Annotated in this window: 17 protein-coding genes and 1 tRNA gene; 1 reads left to right on the forward strand and 17 read right to left on the reverse strand. The window is 40.7% G+C overall.

Going from position 1 to position 18,755, the window contains the following annotated elements:
• Positions 1 to 272 precede the first annotated feature (272 nt).
• The 17 genes from DG474_RS06975 to DG474_RS07055 form a co-directional block, all read right to left on the reverse strand.
• Entirely contained in the window at positions 273 to 1,058 is a 786-nt protein-coding gene (locus DG474_RS06975) for an ABC transporter permease (RefSeq protein ID WP_049520929.1), read from the reverse strand.
• Between the two features lies 1 nt (position 1,059).
• On the reverse strand, positions 1,060 to 1,878 hold the full coding sequence (locus DG474_RS06980; protein ID WP_070569106.1) for an ABC transporter permease: 819 nt from the start codon (positions 1,876 to 1,878) through the stop codon (positions 1,060 to 1,062).
• 1 nt (position 1,879) lies between these two features.
• Entirely contained in the window at positions 1,880 to 2,872 is a 993-nt protein-coding gene (locus tag DG474_RS06985; protein WP_070569110.1) for an ABC transporter ATP-binding protein, read from the reverse strand.
• A gap of 318 nt (positions 2,873 to 3,190) precedes the next feature.
• Entirely contained in the window at positions 3,191 to 3,736 is a 546-nt protein-coding gene (locus DG474_RS06990; protein ID WP_247925570.1) for a histidine phosphatase family protein, read from the reverse strand.
• 57 nt (positions 3,737 to 3,793) lie between these two features.
• A complete protein-coding gene (locus tag DG474_RS06995) occupies positions 3,794 to 4,726 on the reverse strand; it encodes an alpha/beta fold hydrolase (RefSeq protein ID WP_255777806.1) in 933 nt (310 codons plus the stop codon).
• A 128-nt stretch (positions 4,727 to 4,854) separates the two neighbouring features.
• Positions 4,855 to 5,736 (reverse strand): class II fructose-bisphosphate aldolase, encoded by an 882-nt coding sequence (locus DG474_RS07000; protein WP_001018995.1) that lies wholly within the window; start codon positions 5,734 to 5,736, stop codon positions 4,855 to 4,857.
• 139 nt (positions 5,737 to 5,875) lie between these two features.
• On the reverse strand, positions 5,876 to 7,204 hold the full coding sequence (vncS, locus tag DG474_RS07005) for a sensor histidine kinase VncS (protein WP_255777809.1): 1,329 nt from the start codon (positions 7,202 to 7,204) through the stop codon (positions 5,876 to 5,878).
• Positions 7,201 to 7,857: a response regulator transcription factor gene (vncR, locus tag DG474_RS07010; RefSeq protein WP_247920372.1), complete on the reverse strand. Its 657-nt coding sequence runs from the start codon at positions 7,855 to 7,857 to the stop codon at positions 7,201 to 7,203. Before vncR ends, vncS begins: the two co-directional genes overlap by 4 nt.
• 142 nt (positions 7,858 to 7,999) lie before the next feature.
• Positions 8,000 to 9,379 (reverse strand): ABC transporter permease subunit Vex3, encoded by a 1,380-nt coding sequence (vex3, locus tag DG474_RS07015; protein WP_255777814.1) that lies wholly within the window; start codon positions 9,377 to 9,379, stop codon positions 8,000 to 8,002.
• A 50-nt stretch (positions 9,380 to 9,429) separates the two neighbouring features.
• Entirely contained in the window at positions 9,430 to 10,077 is a 648-nt protein-coding gene (vex2, locus tag DG474_RS07020) for an ABC transporter ATP-binding subunit Vex2 (RefSeq protein ID WP_000173735.1), read from the reverse strand.
• 12 nt (positions 10,078 to 10,089) lie between these two features.
• A complete protein-coding gene (locus DG474_RS07025) occupies positions 10,090 to 11,367 on the reverse strand; it encodes an ABC transporter permease (RefSeq protein ID WP_125391129.1) in 1,278 nt (425 codons plus the stop codon).
• A 133-nt stretch (positions 11,368 to 11,500) separates the two neighbouring features.
• Entirely contained in the window at positions 11,501 to 12,112 is a 612-nt protein-coding gene (locus tag DG474_RS07030; protein ID WP_084860171.1) for a CPBP family intramembrane glutamic endopeptidase, read from the reverse strand.
• Between the two features lie 270 nt (positions 12,113 to 12,382).
• Positions 12,383 to 12,468 (reverse strand) — tRNA-Leu (locus DG474_RS07035).
• An 80-nt stretch (positions 12,469 to 12,548) separates the two neighbouring features.
• Positions 12,549 to 13,124: a cysteine hydrolase family protein gene (locus tag DG474_RS07040; RefSeq protein WP_255777819.1), complete on the reverse strand. Its 576-nt coding sequence runs from the start codon at positions 13,122 to 13,124 to the stop codon at positions 12,549 to 12,551.
• The gene (gene codY / locus DG474_RS07045; RefSeq protein ID WP_000940726.1) at positions 13,124 to 13,912 is read right to left on the reverse strand and encodes a GTP-sensing pleiotropic transcriptional regulator CodY; all 789 of its coding nucleotides are present in this window, start codon (positions 13,910 to 13,912) and stop codon (positions 13,124 to 13,126) included. The genes DG474_RS07040 and codY overlap by 1 nt, the downstream gene beginning before the upstream one ends.
• A 282-nt stretch (positions 13,913 to 14,194) precedes the next feature.
• Entirely contained in the window at positions 14,195 to 15,772 is a 1,578-nt protein-coding gene (cshA, locus tag DG474_RS07050) for a degradosome RNA helicase CshA (RefSeq protein ID WP_255777821.1), read from the reverse strand.
• A 196-nt stretch (positions 15,773 to 15,968) separates the two neighbouring features.
• Positions 15,969 to 17,195 (reverse strand): L-lactate MFS transporter, encoded by a 1,227-nt coding sequence (locus tag DG474_RS07055; RefSeq protein WP_255777822.1) that lies wholly within the window; start codon positions 17,193 to 17,195, stop codon positions 15,969 to 15,971.
• A 192-nt stretch (positions 17,196 to 17,387) separates the two neighbouring features.
• On the opposite strand from DG474_RS07055, the gene DG474_RS07060 reads away from it, so the two are divergent.
• Positions 17,388 to 18,704: an FAD-containing oxidoreductase gene (locus DG474_RS07060; protein ID WP_255777824.1), complete on the forward strand. Its 1,317-nt coding sequence runs from the start codon at positions 17,388 to 17,390 to the stop codon at positions 18,702 to 18,704.
• Positions 18,705 to 18,755: the final 51 nt, after the last annotated feature.

The following is an 18,755-nucleotide window of genomic DNA, read 5'->3' on the forward strand; positions in this document are numbered from 1 at the left end:
AAATTTTAAGTCAAGAAAAATTAACACGCATTAATTTTTTTTTTAATGTACATTAAAAAATATAAACCCAAAACTTTCGTAGTTAACTGGGATACATTATCAGCACATTCACACCATCAAAAATAGTAGCAATTAACTGGAATAACTACCAAAATCGCAAAAAGGGGTATGGATAGAATTTATGCCTTAATAAACATGCAAAAACAACCGCTATAATTTTCAACGGTTGTTTGTAACATATTTAATTTTTAACTCTCATCCTATCTTATCTCTTACGAACCCGCACTTTCGTAGGCATCCAAGCCCCTATCCCAGAGTTTTAAAGAAATAACAAAGAAAACAAGGGAAATCAACATCAACCCACCAATGTTAAAGAGCCCGTCTTTGTCCTGCAAGAAATAGCTGGCAGGATAGTAGGCCGTAAAGGCGAAAGGCACGATAAAGCTAATCAACCAACGAAGAAGCGAATTATAAATGGAAATCGGATACTTGGCAAAGTCATTAAACATATAAAAAATGTAAATCATGGCGCCTGACTGCTTGGTCCAAAAAGCGATACTGGCAGTCGCGATTTTCAAGGAAGTATAGATTAAGGTCGCAAAAGGAATGCAGACTAGAAAAATCAGGAATTTTGGAAGAGTCCAAGCAATGCTTGATACTGTTGTCGCTAGTAAAATTCCACCGACCAATAGTTCGCCCAAGGCATCAATCTGAAAGGTCTCAACCAAGATGTGAAAGAGAGGATTGATAGGACGCGTCAGGTACTTGTCAAACTCTCCTTTTCGCACCAAACGTTGCCCCAGAGCCCAGAGATTGTCAAAAAAGAGATGATCTAGTCCCTTGGGAATTAAGGAAAATCCATAGATAAAGGCGATTTCTTGAAAAGTCCAGCCTTCTAAGGAAGGAATGTGTTGAAAGAGCACATTGAGAAACAAGAGGTTCAGGCCTTGAGTCAGAAAAACTCCTAACACGCCCACCACAAAATCGACCTTGTATTCCATGATTTGCTTGATGTATTGTCTGATAAAAATCAAATGCATGCGTTGATATTTTTTCATACTAACCTCCTTGAATAGTGATAAAGGACTGGACTCGTTTCCATATCAACTGAGACAAGCCCACCATCACTATGAGCCAGAAGAACTGTAGCAAAAGCGCCTGAAGAATCTGACTGGCATCGTATTTCCCAACAATGATCATAACTGGAGTATAAATCAAAGATGAAAAAGGCAAGAAGGACAAAATATCAGAAACAATCTTTGGAAAGAAAGCCAAGGGAATCAGACTTCCAGACATAAAGGCCACTATAGAAGTCTTGAGTAGATTGGAACCCCATAGATTTTTAAAGACAAAGGCTGAAAATCCAAAGCAGATATTAAAGAAAAAATTGATCAGGTAGGCTAGGGTTAAGCTAAAGAGATAAAGGATGGTTAATCCCAGTACTTCTACAATTCCTTGCCCAGATAAAATTTTCATCAAGACAATGACACTTAAAAATGGCAGTCCAACAGAGATAAAAATCAACCACTTGGATCCAAGCTCTGTAAAGAGGTAAGAAGCCGCAAAATGCACTGGTCGCAACAAACGCATGATAATGGAACCATCCTTGACCTCCTCCCCAATCATAAAGGAGCTATCTGACCTGGTCAAAAGATTAGTCACAAAACTCATGATGATGTAAAGGGTGATATCTGCCATGCTAAAGCCCTGAATCAAAGACTCTTGCGAGGAATCAAAGACCGCCTTCCAGAGATAGAAAGCCACAAAAGCTCCCATGACATCACCAATCCGATAGAGAATAAAGTTGACTCGATAGCTAATCAACTCCTGAATCCCTGCATTGATAAAGGGTTTATAACGTCTCCACAATTTGACCATCTTAGAGCTCCTTTCGATAGAAGCGACGGATAATATCCTCAATATCCGTATCCACCATCTTCAAATCGCGGATTTCAAAATCAGACAGGGTTTGCTTGATAATATCAGCCGACTGGTAGCGGGAACTGTCGAATTCAATATTGAGGCTGTTTCCTTGTCTATCAATGGTCATATCCGAAGAGCCTTCATAGTGAGAGACAAGATGACTTTGCCCTGGTAGCAGTTCAAAGGAAAGAGTCTTCATCTTGCCAAAGGTTTCCTTGAGCTGGCTAACCGTTCCATCAAAAATCTCTTGCCCCTTATCAATCATAAAAATTCGATCACAGAGTTGCTCAATGTCGCTCAGGTCGTGAGTGGTCAAGAGAATGGTTGTTTCTTCCTCTTGATTGATCTGAGTAATTGCCCGACGAATATTGTCCTTGACCGAAACATCCAAACCAATGGTCGGCTCATCTAAAAAGAGAACCTTGGGATTGTGAAGCAAGGAAGCCGCAATGTCCGCCCTCATCCGTTGCCCCAGTGAAAGAGTTCGCACGGGATCCTTGATAAATTCCTTCAAATCCAAGACTTCATTCAAAAAATCCATGCGTTTATGAAAGAGCGAGTCTGGCACATCGTATATCTCTTTCAAGACCGTATAGGTCTCTTGCAGTGCCAAATCCCACCATAGCTGGGTGCGTTGTCCAAAGACAACCCCGATATCCTTGACATAGTCTTGACGATTGTCCTGTGGAATCTTGCCGTTAATCCGACAAAAACCAGATGTCGGTTTTAAAATTCCTGTCAGCATTTTGATGGTTGTCGACTTCCCAGCACCATTGGCCCCGATAAAGCCTAAAATCTGCCCCTTGGGAACCTCAAAGGTCAAATCCTTGACCGCTTCAAAGGTCTGCTTTTCAGGATGAATAAAGGAGCGCAAAGCTCCCTTTAACCCCGGCTCCTTCACTGTCTTCACAAAATTTTTCTGAAGATGTTCCACTTCTATCATTGCCATAAATCTCTCCCTATCGCAAGGAATAGCAACATTGTATTTTTGACTACAAATATCTAAATCCTTACTTTCTACAACTTCTACATTTTATTACTACAGAAGGCTTTATACCAACCTATTATAGTCCAATAAAAACTAGAATGCAAGCGTTTGCCTATAGATTATGAAATTAGAGATTTCTCTCTTAAAATAATACTTTTGAATCAAAATTCTGGTTTGATAATTTCCTAGAACACTAAAAAAACCCTGCCCACTGGGCAGGTTACGAACTGTAAAAAGAAAACTATTTTGATCAATATAATTCACTATTTAATCAAAGAACTAATCTTTCATAATTCTTTTCACAATCCCATTTCTATCAATTAGAAAACAATCTGGAAAGGTCATTTGCTCCCATTTTTCATAATCAAAACTGGAATCAAAGTGATTTAGTAGTATTCCTATCAAATTCCCGTGTGAACTAAGTAAAATCGTTTTTTCTGAGTATCTCTCTTCCAATTCCATTAAAAAATTTAGTACTCTAGCTAGTGCGTCTTGATTTGATTCCCCTTCTGAAAGAGATTCACTAGGATTTTGCCATAAATATTTAATACTGTCTTCAAACTCAGAATCTTTTATAAAGGTTGAAGATAATTTTCGCTCTCGTAACCGATTATCAAGAACTATTTTATCAAATTGAATTGGCGAGCTATTAATCGTTTCAAATGCTCGTTTATAAGGACTAGAAAAATAATAATCAATATTAAAAAAATTCAAAAACTCTAACTGGTCAAGAGATAAAAATCCTTTTTCTGACAAAGTTCTATTAAAATCATCACTTGAAAATTTTGAATGAGCATGTCTAAGTAAAATATAAGAATTATTCATAAGTCATTACCTTTCAATTATTGTCATCAGTCTAAAATTAAAATGATCTCTAAACCATCAATTACTCTTTAAAAAATCTTCAATCTGAGAAACTATTTCATGACTTTTATAATGATAGAGGTCATGAGGCGCATCCATATAGACGACTTGAACATTAGACTGGTCGCTTGCAAATCTCTCTGCATAACGTTGCCACTCAGATTGGCTAAAACTAGTACCTTCACCGTTAGACACTAGTAGTAAGGTGGGAATTTTCGGATTGATGCTAGAAGTAACTTTCTTGGCATTTTCCTTTACCGTTTGGGATTCATGAAGCATGGCTTGTGACATCAACTGCTTATAAGCTAGAAGTTTATATTGTTTTCGTTCATTTTCGGTCAAAGTTTGATTTTTTATATAAAAGGACTCAGGGAAGTAGCGTAATAAGCCAATATTGCTGCTCCAATATGCTACAGTGAGTAAGGTCTGATTTTGCTTTAAATTCTCATAACTTGATGGCAATGCCCAATCTAAACCAATCAAAGCTTTCACTTCATCAGGAAACTTCTCCCGCCAAGCCAGACTCTCTAAACTAGCCATGGAATGAGACAGAATGATAAACGGCCCTGTGATATTTGCTTGGGAAAGAGCTTGGCGAGTCTCAGACAAAACATCCATCACATCTCTTGAATGATTGCTATCATCACTATAACCATATCCCGCTCGCTCCACGATGACTACCTTATATCGTTTCGATAAGGATTCCGATACATTTTTAAAGTCCAATATGGGAGAAGCAATACCAGCACCTGAGAGAACTACTATAGTCTCAGGTCCATCCCCTTCAACGTAAATATTTATTTGATGTCCATTGACAAGAACTTGTTGTCCCATAGGTGATAGTGAGGCTTCTTCCTTTTCCAAACTGATACGGTGAAAGATGAATGTAGCGAGTAAAAACAAAAGAATGAAACTAAGAATGCCAAGAAACCATTTTTTCAGTATTTTCATAGCATTATTGTACAAAAAATAGAACCTTTTAGCAACTTAAGATTGGTTCTTCTACAGTATATTCGCTATATATCCAGACACAAAAAACCCACCCAATGGGCAGGTTTCATCTGTATTGTTCAGCTAGATTATGCTTTACCTTCTGAACCGAATACGTCGATACGTTCTTCAACTGATGCTTGGATAGCTTTTACACCGTCAGCCAAGAATTTACGTGGGTCGAAGAGTTTTTTCTTGTCGTATTCTGCTTCGTTTGCTTCGTAGTCACGAGCAAATTTACGAGTTGCGTTAGCGAATGCGATTTGGCATTCAGTGTTAACGTTAACTTTCGCAACACCAAGTTTGATAGCTGCTTGGATTTGGTCATCAGGAATACCTGAACCACCGTGCAATACGATTGGGAAGCCTGGAAGAGCTTCTGTCAATTTCTTCAAGTGGTCAAGGTCAAGACCTTCCCAGTTTGCTGGGTAAGGACCGTGGATGTTACCGATACCAGCTGCCAAGAAGTCGATACCAGTTGCAACCATTGCTTTAGCGTCTTCGATTGGAGCCAATTCACCTTTACCGATGATACCGTCTTCTTCACCACCGATAGTACCAACTTCAGCTTCTACTGAGATACCTTTAGCGTGTGCTTTTTCAACAACGTCTTTAGCCAATTTAAGGTTTTCTTCAACTGGAAGGTGTGAACCGTCAAACATGATTGAAGTGTAACCAACTTCGATACACTCAAGTGCATCTTCGTAGTGACCGTGGTCAAGGTGGATAGCTACTGGTACAGTGATACCCATTGACTCAACAAGGTTAGCGATCAAGTTGCGAGCAACTTTGTAACCACCCATGTATTTAGCAGCACCCATTGAAGTTTGGATCAAAACTGGAGCTTTTTTAGCTTCTGCTGCGCGCAAGATAGCTTGAGTCCACTCAAGGTTGTTTGTGTTAAATCCACCAACTGCATAACCGTTGTCACGAGCTGCTTGGACAAATTTTTCTGCTGAAACGATTGCCATTTGTCAGGCCTCCTATATATTTTTTGGGACATCCCATTTACATTGTTCATTTTATCACTTTTTGATAAAAAAAGCTAGTTTTTCCCATACTTTAGATTGAATTTCTTCCAACTCAATCAATGTAACCCCTTTCTTCTCCTTAGTCCTGAGTGACTTTGGGATAACGCATGAAGAAGGTTAATCGATCATCTTGCATCTCAAAATGATAAGGTAATTTCTCGTGTTCTAATAAACTTTTGACCACAAAGAGTCCCATCCCCGAACCCTTGGCCTTGCGACTAGCATTGCCAGAAAAAGACTGGGCCAATTTTTCTTGTTCTTCAGGACTACAGCTATTCTCGATAAAGAGTTCTCCTTCTCTCTCGCCAATGCGGACCAGGCCACCTAGAGTGGAGTGCTTGATAGCATTGCTGATGAGATTCGATAGGATTAGTCTCATGACAGATGGGTTTATGTAAGCCTGCTGATGGGTTAGGCTAATGTCTACATGAAGTTCTCTCTCCTTAGCTAGCAAGGCATAATCCTTAACCAGACTTTGCGTCATCTGAAGGAGATCAACCTCTTCTTTCTCCTCTCGAATTTCCTGCACAGAAGAGAGAGAAAGTATCTGGAGAACGTGGTGACTGAGGTCGTCCACAATCCCCAAGGCAACTCCCAGATAGTGGTCTCTATCCTTATAACGACCGATATTTTCTTTCATATTTTCGATTAGGATTTTGAGACTAGCCAGAGGGGTTTTCAGCTCATGAGAGGCCCCTCGTAGGAACTCGACTTTCATCTTCTCCAGCTGGAGAATGGCTTCATTCTTCTCATGCAAGTCCGCAATGACAGTCAAGAGATGCTGGTAAAGGCTATTGATTTGTTCCTTGAGATCACCAATCTCATCCTTAGAATCCACGCGCAATCGCACTTGGGCATCCAAATCCATCATCCGACGGGTCACCCGCTTGATTTCCAAAATCGGGGCAACAATGGTACGAGCATAGATGTAGGCCACCAAGAGGGAAATCAGAAAGGATGCTAGCAAGGTATAGGGAAGAAACTGGAGACTGATCTGCTCTGCTTCTTTTTGCAAGTCCATTGAAGCTAGAAACTGGAGAGTCATGGTGCTACCATCTTGCGTTTTCACCTCACGCTCCTCGATAAAGAGAGAAGTGGTCTGGCGATCCGTGTCCAGAGGAAGATTGTCCTTGACTTCTAACTTGTCCTCGGTCATCTCTCCCTTGACAGCTCCTTTGATATCACTGGTCTGGGAATACAAATCTAATACTTGTTCAATATTTTGTCTATCTTTTCCGTCTAGGGATTGGGCAATAGCAGTCGCTTTTTGGCCAATGGTTTCCTGACGATGGCTCAGATAAGTAGAGGGAAAGAGAAAATAAATGGCTAAATGAAGACAAATAACCAGAACACTAAAAATCGAGAAGGTATAGATAAATATCTTTGTAAATAAACCTGTTCGTTTCATTTTCGCTCCAATTTATAACCAACATTGCGCACAGTGAGGATACAATCCAAGTCTAGCTTTTTCCGCAGTTCCTTGATATAGACATCAATGACACGATCAAAGGGAACCTCATCTGTCGCCTTCCAGACAGCATCGATTATCTGAGAACGGGTCAAGGCACGACCTTCATTTTTCACCAGATAATCCAGAATTTCCAACTCTTTGGCATTGATAGCCACTTCTTGACCTGCGAGGCTTGCACTGTAACTCTCAAAGTCCACCTTGGTATCCTTATAGGAGAAGACTCGTCCTGTATCGTAGTAGCGCTTGAAAATCGCGTCTACCCTCACTTTTAAGAGGGAGAGGGAGAAGGGTTTTTCCAGATAGCCGTCTGCCAGAGATGCAAAGGCGCCCATCTTATATTCCTCATCCTGAAAGGCGGTCAACATCAGGACAGGAACCTGACTGGTCTTACGAATCTCCGCTAGGACTTCTAGGCCATTAAGCTTGGGCATCTGGATATCCAGTAAAACTAGGGCTACTTCATAGCTGGAAAATTTTTCCAGAGCTTCCTGACCGTCTGCTGCCTCAATGGTTTCATAACCACAATCCGTCAAATAGTCACTGATCCCCTCACGGATCATCTCTTCATCTTCTACAATTAAAATTTTCATAGAAAAAACGTTTCACATTCCTTTAAATTTCTTGTAAATTATCTCAGTTTCATCCTGAAAGGAAGAGGCCTTATCAAGACAAAACAGATAAAAATGCTACCTATATTATACCCCATTTAGGGGAGAATAGGTAGCAAGTTTTTTATTCGCTATCGAGCAAGAGCTCTTTTGGTTGTTTTCTGAGGAGATTGCTTGAGGCAAGCGCCATAACGAGAACCACTAGAACCAAGGCAAGGACAAAGACGATGATAAAGTCTGATGTCTGAATGGAAATGTCTAGGCTCGACAAGGTCTTGCTAAAGCCGTCTACTTCTGCACCACCACCAAGGTTAGAGGCTTGAGCAGCCTTGCTGGCTTGCTTGGCAACACCTGAAGTGACATTGGCAAGAACAGTATTTCCGATGGCACGAGCTGTGTAGTTGGCTAGGAAGTAAGCCGAAACAAGAGCAGGAATGGCAATCAAGATCGATTCGGTAATGAATTGCCCCAAGATACTTGCCTGCTTGAGACCGATAGAGAGGAGAATCCCCACTTCCTTGCGGCGGGCGTTGATCCAAAGACTAAGCAAGAGTGCAAGAAGAAGAACTGAGAAGCTCAAGCTACCCCAGAAGAGGAGGTTGGCCATCTTGTACATACCAGAGATGGATTGCTCAAGAGCTGGGTAGTTAGAGGAGCTCTTCACAAGTGTGTAGCTCTTCCAGTTGATACCACTGATACCATTCAACTCTTTCATGACATCATCCAAGTTCTTGTCTGCTGTTACAAAGAAGGTTGCGTCCCCATAAATAGCTGTGTCTTCTGTGTATCCATAAAGTTTTGCAGCAGTGTGAATGTCTGTAATAGCTGTGTTTTCGTAGAGTTCTTGTGAGTAGGTTACTGCCGACTTATTGTGACCATCAAAAAGTCCCTTGATTGTCACTTCGACTGTTTCCTTGGCACCTTTTTCATTGTCTGCGTCATAGACATTGGAGTCCAGTTTAACCTTGTCCCCTACTTTCCAACCGTGTTTAGCTGCCAAGTCCTTGTGCATGAGGATCTTGTCTTTGTCGTCGTTGGTTAGGTGCTCACCTTCAACCAGCTTATATGAGCCAGAGACAAACTTATCTTCTTTAGAGGAGTCATTGACACCTGTAATCATCAAACTGCTGCCAAACCGTTTAGCACGGTCTGCAGTGAGATTTTTCTTGGTTTCTGGCGTTTCAATGAGCTCATATCCAGTCAAATCTCCAATGGCGTTGATACGTTTCACATAAGACTCGATGGCCTTGTTTTCAGTGATTTTTTTGATGTCCTCACCCTTGATATTCCCAGCACCACGAGGCGTTCCTTGATTGACGCGACGATTGATTTGCATGGAGAAGCTGTTGGTGATATTTTTAAATGTCTCCTGAGAAGCCTTGGCAGTAGCTCCCTTGATCGACAAGCCGACCAAACTCAAGCTCGCCATGAGGAGAATAATCAGGAAGATAACAATCGATTTGAAAAACTTCCTTGTAACATAAGCAAATGCGTTGTGTAACATAGGTTCCCTTTCTAGATTTGATTTCATAATTCTATCAAAACAAGCTCATATTATTTAGTAGTATTGCGAGTTTCAGTCAGTTTCTTGTCCTTCAACTCAAGTGTAATATCTGACGCTTGCGCCACTTCTTTACTGTGCGTAACGACGATGACACATTTACCTGTTTTCTCAGCAAGTGATTTGAGCAGTTCGATAATATCTCCAGCAGTTTTAGGGTCCAGATTTCCTGTTGGCTCATCAGCTAGAATAACTGGAGCTTCTGATACCAAACTGCGAGCAATAGCTACACGTTGTTGTTGACCACCTGATAACTGGAGAACGTTCCGCTTGATCTGACTTTCATCCAAACCAAGCTCAAGAAGTGTATCCTTGCTTGCTTTTTTGTTGACCAAGCGGATATTTTCCAGCGGAGAAAGATAATCTATCAAGTTATAATTTTGAAAGACCAGGGAAATATGGTGCATGCGATGGTAAGAATACCCCTTATTCCGAATGTCCTCTCCTTGGAAAAGGATAGAACCTTCAACAGGACTATCTAGACCAGCCAGGAGGGACAAGAGAGTGGATTTTCCTGCTCCTGACTCACCAATGATACTATAAAATTTTCCGGGTTCAAAATTATACTTGATCTGATATAAAACTGCCTCAGCAGTGTTCTTATAACGGTAGGTAACATCTTGCAATTGTAATAAAGTCATGATTTCTCCTTCTTAACTAATAGATGATAAAATTTCCTTAGGCGATTTTCTAAATAAGAATAGGAAACAAAGGGCTACAGACAAGCAACCAATCAGGAGCAGAAAGACATAGGATTCTGCAAAGGATAGGAGACTAGTTGATAGACCACTTGCTTTGGCCAGCGTGTCCTGTAAGCTTGTCTGATCTCCACTGGCTAGTACAGTTTGGAGCAGATAGGATGTAATGGCATTCCCAGCGATAAAGGATGGAAGCAAAGCTCCGAGAGATACCAAAACTACCTCTAAACAGAATTGTAGGAAAATCGAACTCTTGCCTTTTCCAAGTGCCAGAAGAATCCCTACTTCGTAGACCCTTTCTCTCAACCAGAGAGACAAGACCAAGATTAAGGCTCCTGCTCCTGCTATCAACATCCCATAAAGGAAGATGGTCAGGAAGGTTTGGAAAGTTGCAACTGAGTCTTTGATTTGTTCAAAGGCCTTGTTTTCCTTCTCGACTTGGTAGCCTTGACTTTCTAAAGCCAGGTTTTCTACCTGCTTCATGAGTCCGTCCATTTCCTTAGGATTTTCTACATAGAAGCGCGCTGCACTGACTTGCGGTTCACTATTTCCCAGAAGCGTTTGGCTACTTTCATAGTCTGTAAAGACCTGGTTTTCACTGAAGTCAGAAGATAAGCCTGTGAACTTTTCTTGCTTTTTACCAGAAAAGATGCCAACAATCTCAAACTCAACTGTCTGTCCTTTTCCAGATTCTGACTGTCCGGCATCCAAGCGAATCTTGTCATGAAGCGAAAGACCGTTCTTCTTAGCCAACTCTTCGTGGATCAGGATTTTCTTGGAATCCCCTTTTTGAAGGTGTCGGCCTTCCTTTAGATTGAAAGCCGAACTGGTAAAGGTGACATCCTTGGATGAATCCTCAAGAGCTGTTAAGCTAACCAAATTCTTGTCTGATGCTGACAAATCATCACGTTCTACGCTCTGCTCGCCACTCACTGCTTCCTTGTCTTTCAGTTTTGCGACCGTCTCGAGTTCAGGAGAGACATTTTCCAGTCCCTTAATCTTGCTAACTGATGCTAGGTCCGATAACTTGAAGGTCTGACCATTCTCTATCTTCTTAATAGAAAAAGAGGTATTAAGAGATTTGTAAAGATTGCTTTCTACTGTTTTGTTGGACTTCATCAGCGTCAAACAGGCTGAAATTCCTGCTAAAAGAACAAATAAAATCAGAAATAAAATAAAACTTCTCAGTCGTTTTCTGCTGACATAAGCCCAAGCTCTTTGGATTGGATTCATTTGTCACCTCCATATTTGTAAGACTATTATAAAATCCAAATATGAAATGTTTATGAAATCGAAAAAAATTTTGATTTATTTTTTGAAAAAAAGCTGGTATTTCTACCAGCTCCATTTTTATAACTGCATCCACTCAAAGCAAAGAAAATGCAGAAACTAAACCAGAGAGGATGTTGGCTGTGGCATGCATTAGCCAACTTGGTAAAATTGATCCTCCTGCTATCTTTTCATTAACAAAGCCAAGATAAGCTGCTATTGCTCCAGTAAAAAATACAATGAAAAAAGTGACTTCCAAACTCACTACTGAAGCAAACAATACTCCATGAAGCAATCCAAAAGCGAAGGCCTGTATGGTATTTGCAAAGACAAACGGCATGTGATTTGCCATTCGTTTCAGTAGAAAACCTCTAAATAATAGTTCCTCTGGTAAAGATGTTTGCAAAATACTGTAAATTAGAATACTTGGTAAAGCCTTATATTCCATAGCAGAAAAAGCCGAAGTAGCTGTTTCTAGACCACGAGTAAGAGGAAAGATAAGGATAGAAAAAATAGTAAATAAAGAAAATCCCCCCACCATCCATAAAATCAGATGCAAAGTTTTTACTCTTTTAATAGCTTTTAGTCCGATCCATTCCATAAATGGAACTTTCCCCCTCATAGTCATAAACCACCAGATAGAAGGTAGTAAAATAATAAAGAGAATTTGAATAAAGGCGCTCATTATTCGTTGAAGTTCATTAACCATCGTAATCCTCCTTTACACTTTTGAAATACTCATTTCAAATACCAAACGACTATCTACTCCTCCTTTCCTACCTTATATATCCGTTTTAACCAAGCCTATTAGTATCCATTACTCGATGATCTTTCATATAAGACTTTTTGCAGTTACTTTCTATCTATATTATAGCACTATTTAAAAAAAGAAAAAAACAAGAAAGGTAGACCTCTCTTGTTGAATAATCACTATGCGTGCTAACAAAAAAAGAGCTAGCCAAAGCTAACTCTTACCCTATGCGGAGAGAGGGACTTGAACCCTCACGACCTAAAGCGGTCACAGGATCCTTAGTCCTGCGCGTCTGCCAATTCCGCCATCCCCGCGTCGATTACTTTACTAGTATATCAACTTTCAAAATCTTTGTCAACACTTTTTTCAGATTTTTTTCATTTTTCCAACAGGCTTATAGTTCAATTTCAGCAAGGTTTTCATCCAGTAATTTTGCTCCCAATGTGTTCTTAAAATGCCCAAGAGCAAACTGATGATTTTCTGGCCAAATAGAGGCAACTGCAGGCTTAACAATCTCAATTTGATAACCTAAATTATAAGCATCAATAGCCGTATGAAGGACGCAAATGTCCGTCAAAACACCTGTTAAGATAACAGTGTCAACCCGACGTTCTCGCAAACGGATATCTAAGTTCGTTCCTGAAAAAGCTGAATAGTGACGCTTATCCATCCAAAAGACACGACTATCCGCCTCATGCTCAGCATAAAAATCAGCTAGGGAGCCATAAAGGTTACGCCCACTAGTTCCGATGATGTTGTGCGGTGGAAAGAGCTTGCTTTCTGGGTGGAATGTATCCTTCTCTTCATGAGCATCAATGGTAAAAAAGACATAGTCTCCACGATCAAAAGCTAATCTAGTTACCTGATCAATGGCTTTTGATATCGCTTGAGCAGGTGCGCCAGCAGTTAGCTTTCCATGGTCTGCTACGAAATCCTCTGTATAGTCAATCGAGATTAAAGCCTTTGCCATTAGTAGTCCCTCTTTTTCACTTCCTCAAAAATATCTGAAATCAATACCTTGAGATAGGTCCCCTTCATTCCTAGTGAACGACTCTCAATAATTCCCGCAGACTCCAATTTACGAAGCGCATTGACAATCACTGAGCGTGTAATGCCAATACGGTCTGCAATAACAGACGCAGTCAACTGCCCTTCATTTCCATCCAATTCAGCTAAAATAGCTGATACGGCACGAAGTTCTGAATAGGAAAGGGTGTTGACCGCCATAGTAACAGCTGTACGACGGCGAATATTTTTCTCATCTTCTTCACGTTGGAAGTTCAATAGTTGAATTCCCACAACCGTGCTCGCAATCTCGACAAGGATCAAATCTTCATCTTCAAATTTCTTATCATTGCGCCAAATGATCAACGAACCTAGGCGAATCCCTGATACATGAATCGGAGCGATGGTTGTCAACCCATCTGGAAAGTCCGCACGGCTCTCCACAGGGAAAATGGTCAAATCATGTTCAACAGGAAGATTGGCTTCCGTATCATAAATCATGTTTGCCCCTTGTACATAGACCTCAGGGAAGGTTTTGGTTTGGAAGAACTGTTCTACACGGTCATTATTTGTCTTATAACGCATAAAGTAGCCCAAGAGACGTCCCTTGTTATTCACAATACAAGCGTTACAGTCAATAATATCAGCTAACTGGCGTGTGATCGCATTGTAAGGAAGTTCATCTTGGAGTTGCTCTTCTGAGCGCTTTAGAATAGACGTGATTTTTCTTGTTTTTTCTAATAAATGTGCCATTTTTTACCTCGCATATAATCGCTTCCATTATAACATAGAAAAGTCTTTATTTCAATAATTATCTGAAAATTGCTTATTTAATTGCAATTTTGAACAGCAAAAATATTTTAGAAAAAAAGCGATTTTTTTATTGACATCCTATTTTATTTTTGATATCATAACATCATAAGAAGATGACATGATAAATCCCTTTCCGTTTCACCTATCCTTTACTATCACCATCTTCTTTTACTATCGGTCTCCTTATATATAAAAGCGATTCACAGTGTGAATCGCTTTTTTCTATTTGTCTCCTTTGTTACGAATAACAAAGCCGGTCTTCTTTTCGCTTGAAGTGTTGCGAGGTTTTTTATTGTCTTTATTACGGTAACGTCTGTCTTTATCAAAACGATCGTTTCCACGACTGCCTTTTTTGAAATCATCACGGCGACCATTGCCGCGGCGATCACGGTCTCGACGGTCGTCCCTACGACGGCCTCCACGACCTCCCTTACCTTTGCCACCGAATCCATTACCTGATGGTTTAAATGGCAGTGGTTTTTCACGCGCAATCTCCACTTCAGGAAGGCTGTCTGGATCTTGGACTGTCAGACTCAAGATATACATAGCCAATTCTTCTGGACTAAATTCTGCAGCTAACTTACGAGCATCTTTAGTAAATTTTTCAAAGTTCCCACGAATGGCTTCGTCTGCGAAGTCTCGTTCGATTTTCTTGAGCGCTACTTGTTTCTTAGCTTGGAAGGCTTCCTCTGCACTTGCAGGTTTAAGACCTTTCATGCGCTTCTTGGTCAAGTTTTCGATGATTTGGAGATAGCCCATTTCATTTGGAGCTACGAAAGTAATGGATTGACCTGACTTACCAGCACGACCTGTACGACCGATACGGTGAACATAGCTTTCAGGATCTTGTGGAATATCGTAGTTGTAGACATGGGTCACACCTGAGATATCCAAACCACGCGCTGCAACGTCTGTCGCAACGAGAACATCTAGATTGCCATTTTTAAAATCCCGAAGGACACGAAGACGTTTGTTTTGGTCCAAATCACCATGAATCCCTTCTGCACGGAAGCCACGAATTTTAAGTCCACGAGTCAATTCATCTACACGGCGTTTGGTACGACCAAATACGATAGCAAGCTCTGGTTGTTCCACATCCATAAGACGTGTCATGGTATCAAATTTCTCTTGTTCTTTGACACGGATATAGTACTGGTCCACCAGCTCTGTTGTCAATTCCTTTGCAGCAATCTTGACATGCTCAGGGTCCTTCATAAACTGAACACCAATACGTTTGATAGCATCTGGCATGGTTGCTGAAAAGAGCAAGGTTTGACGATTTTCAGGGACACGGGAAATGATGGCTTCGATGTCTTCAAGGAAGCCCATATTGAGCATTTCATCCGCTTCGTCAAGGATGAGGGTTTCAATGTCTTGTAATTTCAAGGCCTTGCGTTTAATCAAGTCCAAGAGACGGCCTGGTGTTCCTACCACGATATGGGCACCAGATTTAAGGGCCTTGATTTGTTTTTCAATGCTGGAACCACCGTAAACTGAGCGAACTTTCACTCCCTTGCTACGGCCAAATCGGAAGAGTTCTTCTTGGCTTTGAACAGCGAGTTCACGAGTTGGAGCGATGACCAAGGCTTGGATGGTCGCTTCTTCTGTACGGATTTTTTCAAGGGTTGGCAAGCCAAAAGCTGCAGTTTTTCCTGTACCAGTCTGAGCTTGACCGATAACGTCTTTTCCTTCGAGAGCCAAGGGAATGGTCTGTTCTTGGATGGGACTGGCTTCTACAAATCCAGCTTTTTCAATCTCTGCTAGCAATTCAGCAGACAAGTTAAATTCATTAAATTTCACGTTATTCTTCTTTCTAAAGGTGGTGCGAAGCCACCCTATAGGGCTTTAGTTTATACTTTTCTTTTCATGACGTATCTTCAACAAAAATGAGATACCGTGTTGCTTCTTTTCCACGAAAGAAAAGTACTAGTTTCTTTGCAACCTATCTAGTATAACACAAGAGCGGGGCAAAAGATAGTAGAATCCTTAAGGAAAATCATGTAAGCGGTTTTTGGATTTCCTTTTTGATTGAACGACCTAGATAATAAGACAAAGCCAAGGCTATACTATATAAAATGAGAAAAACGAACAAGGTTTGTGTGTAAGAATGAGCTATTTTATAAGTCTCTGCTAATAAAATAGGCCCTGCTAAACCAGCCATTGCCCAAGCTGTTAAAATATATCCATGCAGAGCGGCCAATTCCTTGGTTCCAAAAATATCACTGAGATAAGCCGGAATCAATGAAAAACCAGCTCCATAGCAAGTCATCAAAATAGACATAGCGACTACAAATAAAACGGATTCTGTAAAGAGCCAAAGTGAGAGAGAAAAGAAAAGATTGACAAGCAGTAATATACTAAAGGTTAGAGGGCGACCGATATAGTCAGATAAACTCGCCCAGAGCAAACGACCAAACCCATTGAAAATCCCTAAAACGCCCACCATTACTGCTGCATGACTTGTAGACAAGCCAGCCATCTCCTGTGCCATTGGCGATGCCGCTGATATTAAGCCTAAACCACAAGCTATGTTGATAAAGAAAATAATCCAAAGTATATAAAACCGATTGCTTTTCAGGGCCTGATTCGCAGCCATTCCTTGCGTCAAAGAGACTGTTTTTTCTTTCCCTGAAACAGATAAAATTGCAAGCTCTTGCTCATTTGGACGCTTAATGAATTGTGAAGCTAGGAGCATGATAATAAAGTAACTTGCACCTAAAATATAAAAAGTTTCTACAAGCCCTACCCCTGCGATGAGATGTTGCGCTATGGGACTAGTCAATAAAGAAGCAAAACCAAACCCCATAATCGCTAAACCTGTTGCGAGACCACGTTTATCAGGAAACCATTTTATAATCGTTGACACAGGGGTAATATAGCCTGCTCCCAAACCAAGCCCACCTAAAATACCATAAGCGAGATACAACAACCACAGCTCCTGACGGTCTATTGCAAATCCTGTTAAGATATTTCCACCTGCGTATAGAAAAGCAGATAGACTCCCCATGACTCTCGGACCAAATTTTTCTACCAAACGCCCCATAAATGCAGCCGATAATCCCAAACAAAAGATTGCTAGACTAAAGGCAAAGGCAACAGAAGCCTGATCCCATCCCGTTTTTTCAATAATAGGGTTGCGATAAACACTCCAAGCATAAGTCGAACCCAGCATTAAGTGTAAAATGACCCCAGCAAAGGCAATAATATAACGATTCGATTTCATAAAACCTCCTATTTTCGAACATTTATTCTATTTTATATAAAAATAGATAGGATTTTAGTTTATCAAGCTTGTCAAAAAATTACTAGTTTTTTGTTTGGAAAGCGTTTTTATCTTTTTCTGTCTTTCCCGTAGCAGATTTGTGCAAAAAGTTTTTTCTTATGCTAGAATGAAAATCGAATAGGAGGACTATAAATGTTAACATATGATTTAATTGTTATTGGATTTGGTAAAGCTGGGAAGACACTGGCTGGTAAACTAGCTTCAGCTGGCAAAAAAGTTGCCCTCGTTGAACGTAGCAAAGCTATGTACGGTGGAACTTGTATCAACATCGGATGTATCCCAACTAAAACCTTGCTAGTTGCTGCTGAGAAAGATTTGTCTTTTGAAGATGTCATTGCTACCAAAAATACTATCACTAGTCGCCTCAATGGTAAAAACTATGCTACTGTTGCTGGTACAGGTGTGGATATCTTTGATGCGGAAGCTCACTTCCTTTCAAATAAAGTCATCGAAATCCAAGCAGGTGATGAAAAACAAGAACTGACTGCTGAAATTATCGTTATCAATACCGGTGCCGTTTCAAACGTCTTGCCAATCCCTGGACTTGCTACAAGTAAGAATGTCTTTGACTCAACAGGTATCCAAAACTTGGATAAATTGCCTGAAAAACTTGGTGTCCTTGGTGGCGGAAATATCGGTCTTGAATTTGCAGGCCTTTACAACAAACTTGGAAGCAAGGTTACAGTCCTAGATGCCTTGGATACTTTCCTACCTCGTGCAGAACCTTCCATCGCAGCTCTTGCTAAGCAATACATGGAAGAAGACGGTATTGAATTGCTTCAAAACATCCGTACCACTGAAATCAAAAACGACGGTGACCAAGTCCTTGTCGTAACTGAAAACGAAACTTACCGCTTCGATGCCCTTCTCTACGCAACTGGACGTAAACCGAATGTAGAACCACTTCAACTTGAATATACAGATATCGAACTTACTGAACGTGGTGCTATCAAAGTAGACAAACATTGTCAAACAAACGTTCCTGGTGTCTTTGCAGTCGGAGACGTCAACGGTGGACCACAATTTACCTACATCTCACTTGATGACTTCCGTGTTGTCTATAGTTACCTTGCTGGAGATGGTAGCTACACACTTGAAGACCGTCTCAATGTACCAAACACCATGTTCATCACACCTGCACTTTCACAAGTTGGTTTGACGGAAAGCCAAGCAGCTGATTTGAAACTCCCATACGCTGTCAAGGAAATCCCTGTTGCTGCCATGCCTCGTGGTCACGTAAACGGAGACCTTCGCGGAGCTTTCAAAGCTGTTGTCAATACTGAAACTAAAGAGATTCTTGGTGCAAGCATCTTCTCAGAAGGTTCTCAAGAAATCATCAACATCATCACTGTTGCAATGGACAACAAGATTCCTTACACTTACTTCACAAAACAGATCTTCACTCACCCAACCTTGGCTGAGAACTTGAATGACTTGTTTGCGATTTAAGTTGAGACTGATTTGTTAGCTAACAGCCCTCTTCGGGCTGTTTTTGTTTCT

This window comes from Streptococcus oralis (genome assembly GCF_024399415.1).
Lineage (GTDB): Bacteria > Bacillota > Bacilli > Lactobacillales > Streptococcaceae > Streptococcus > Streptococcus oralis_CS.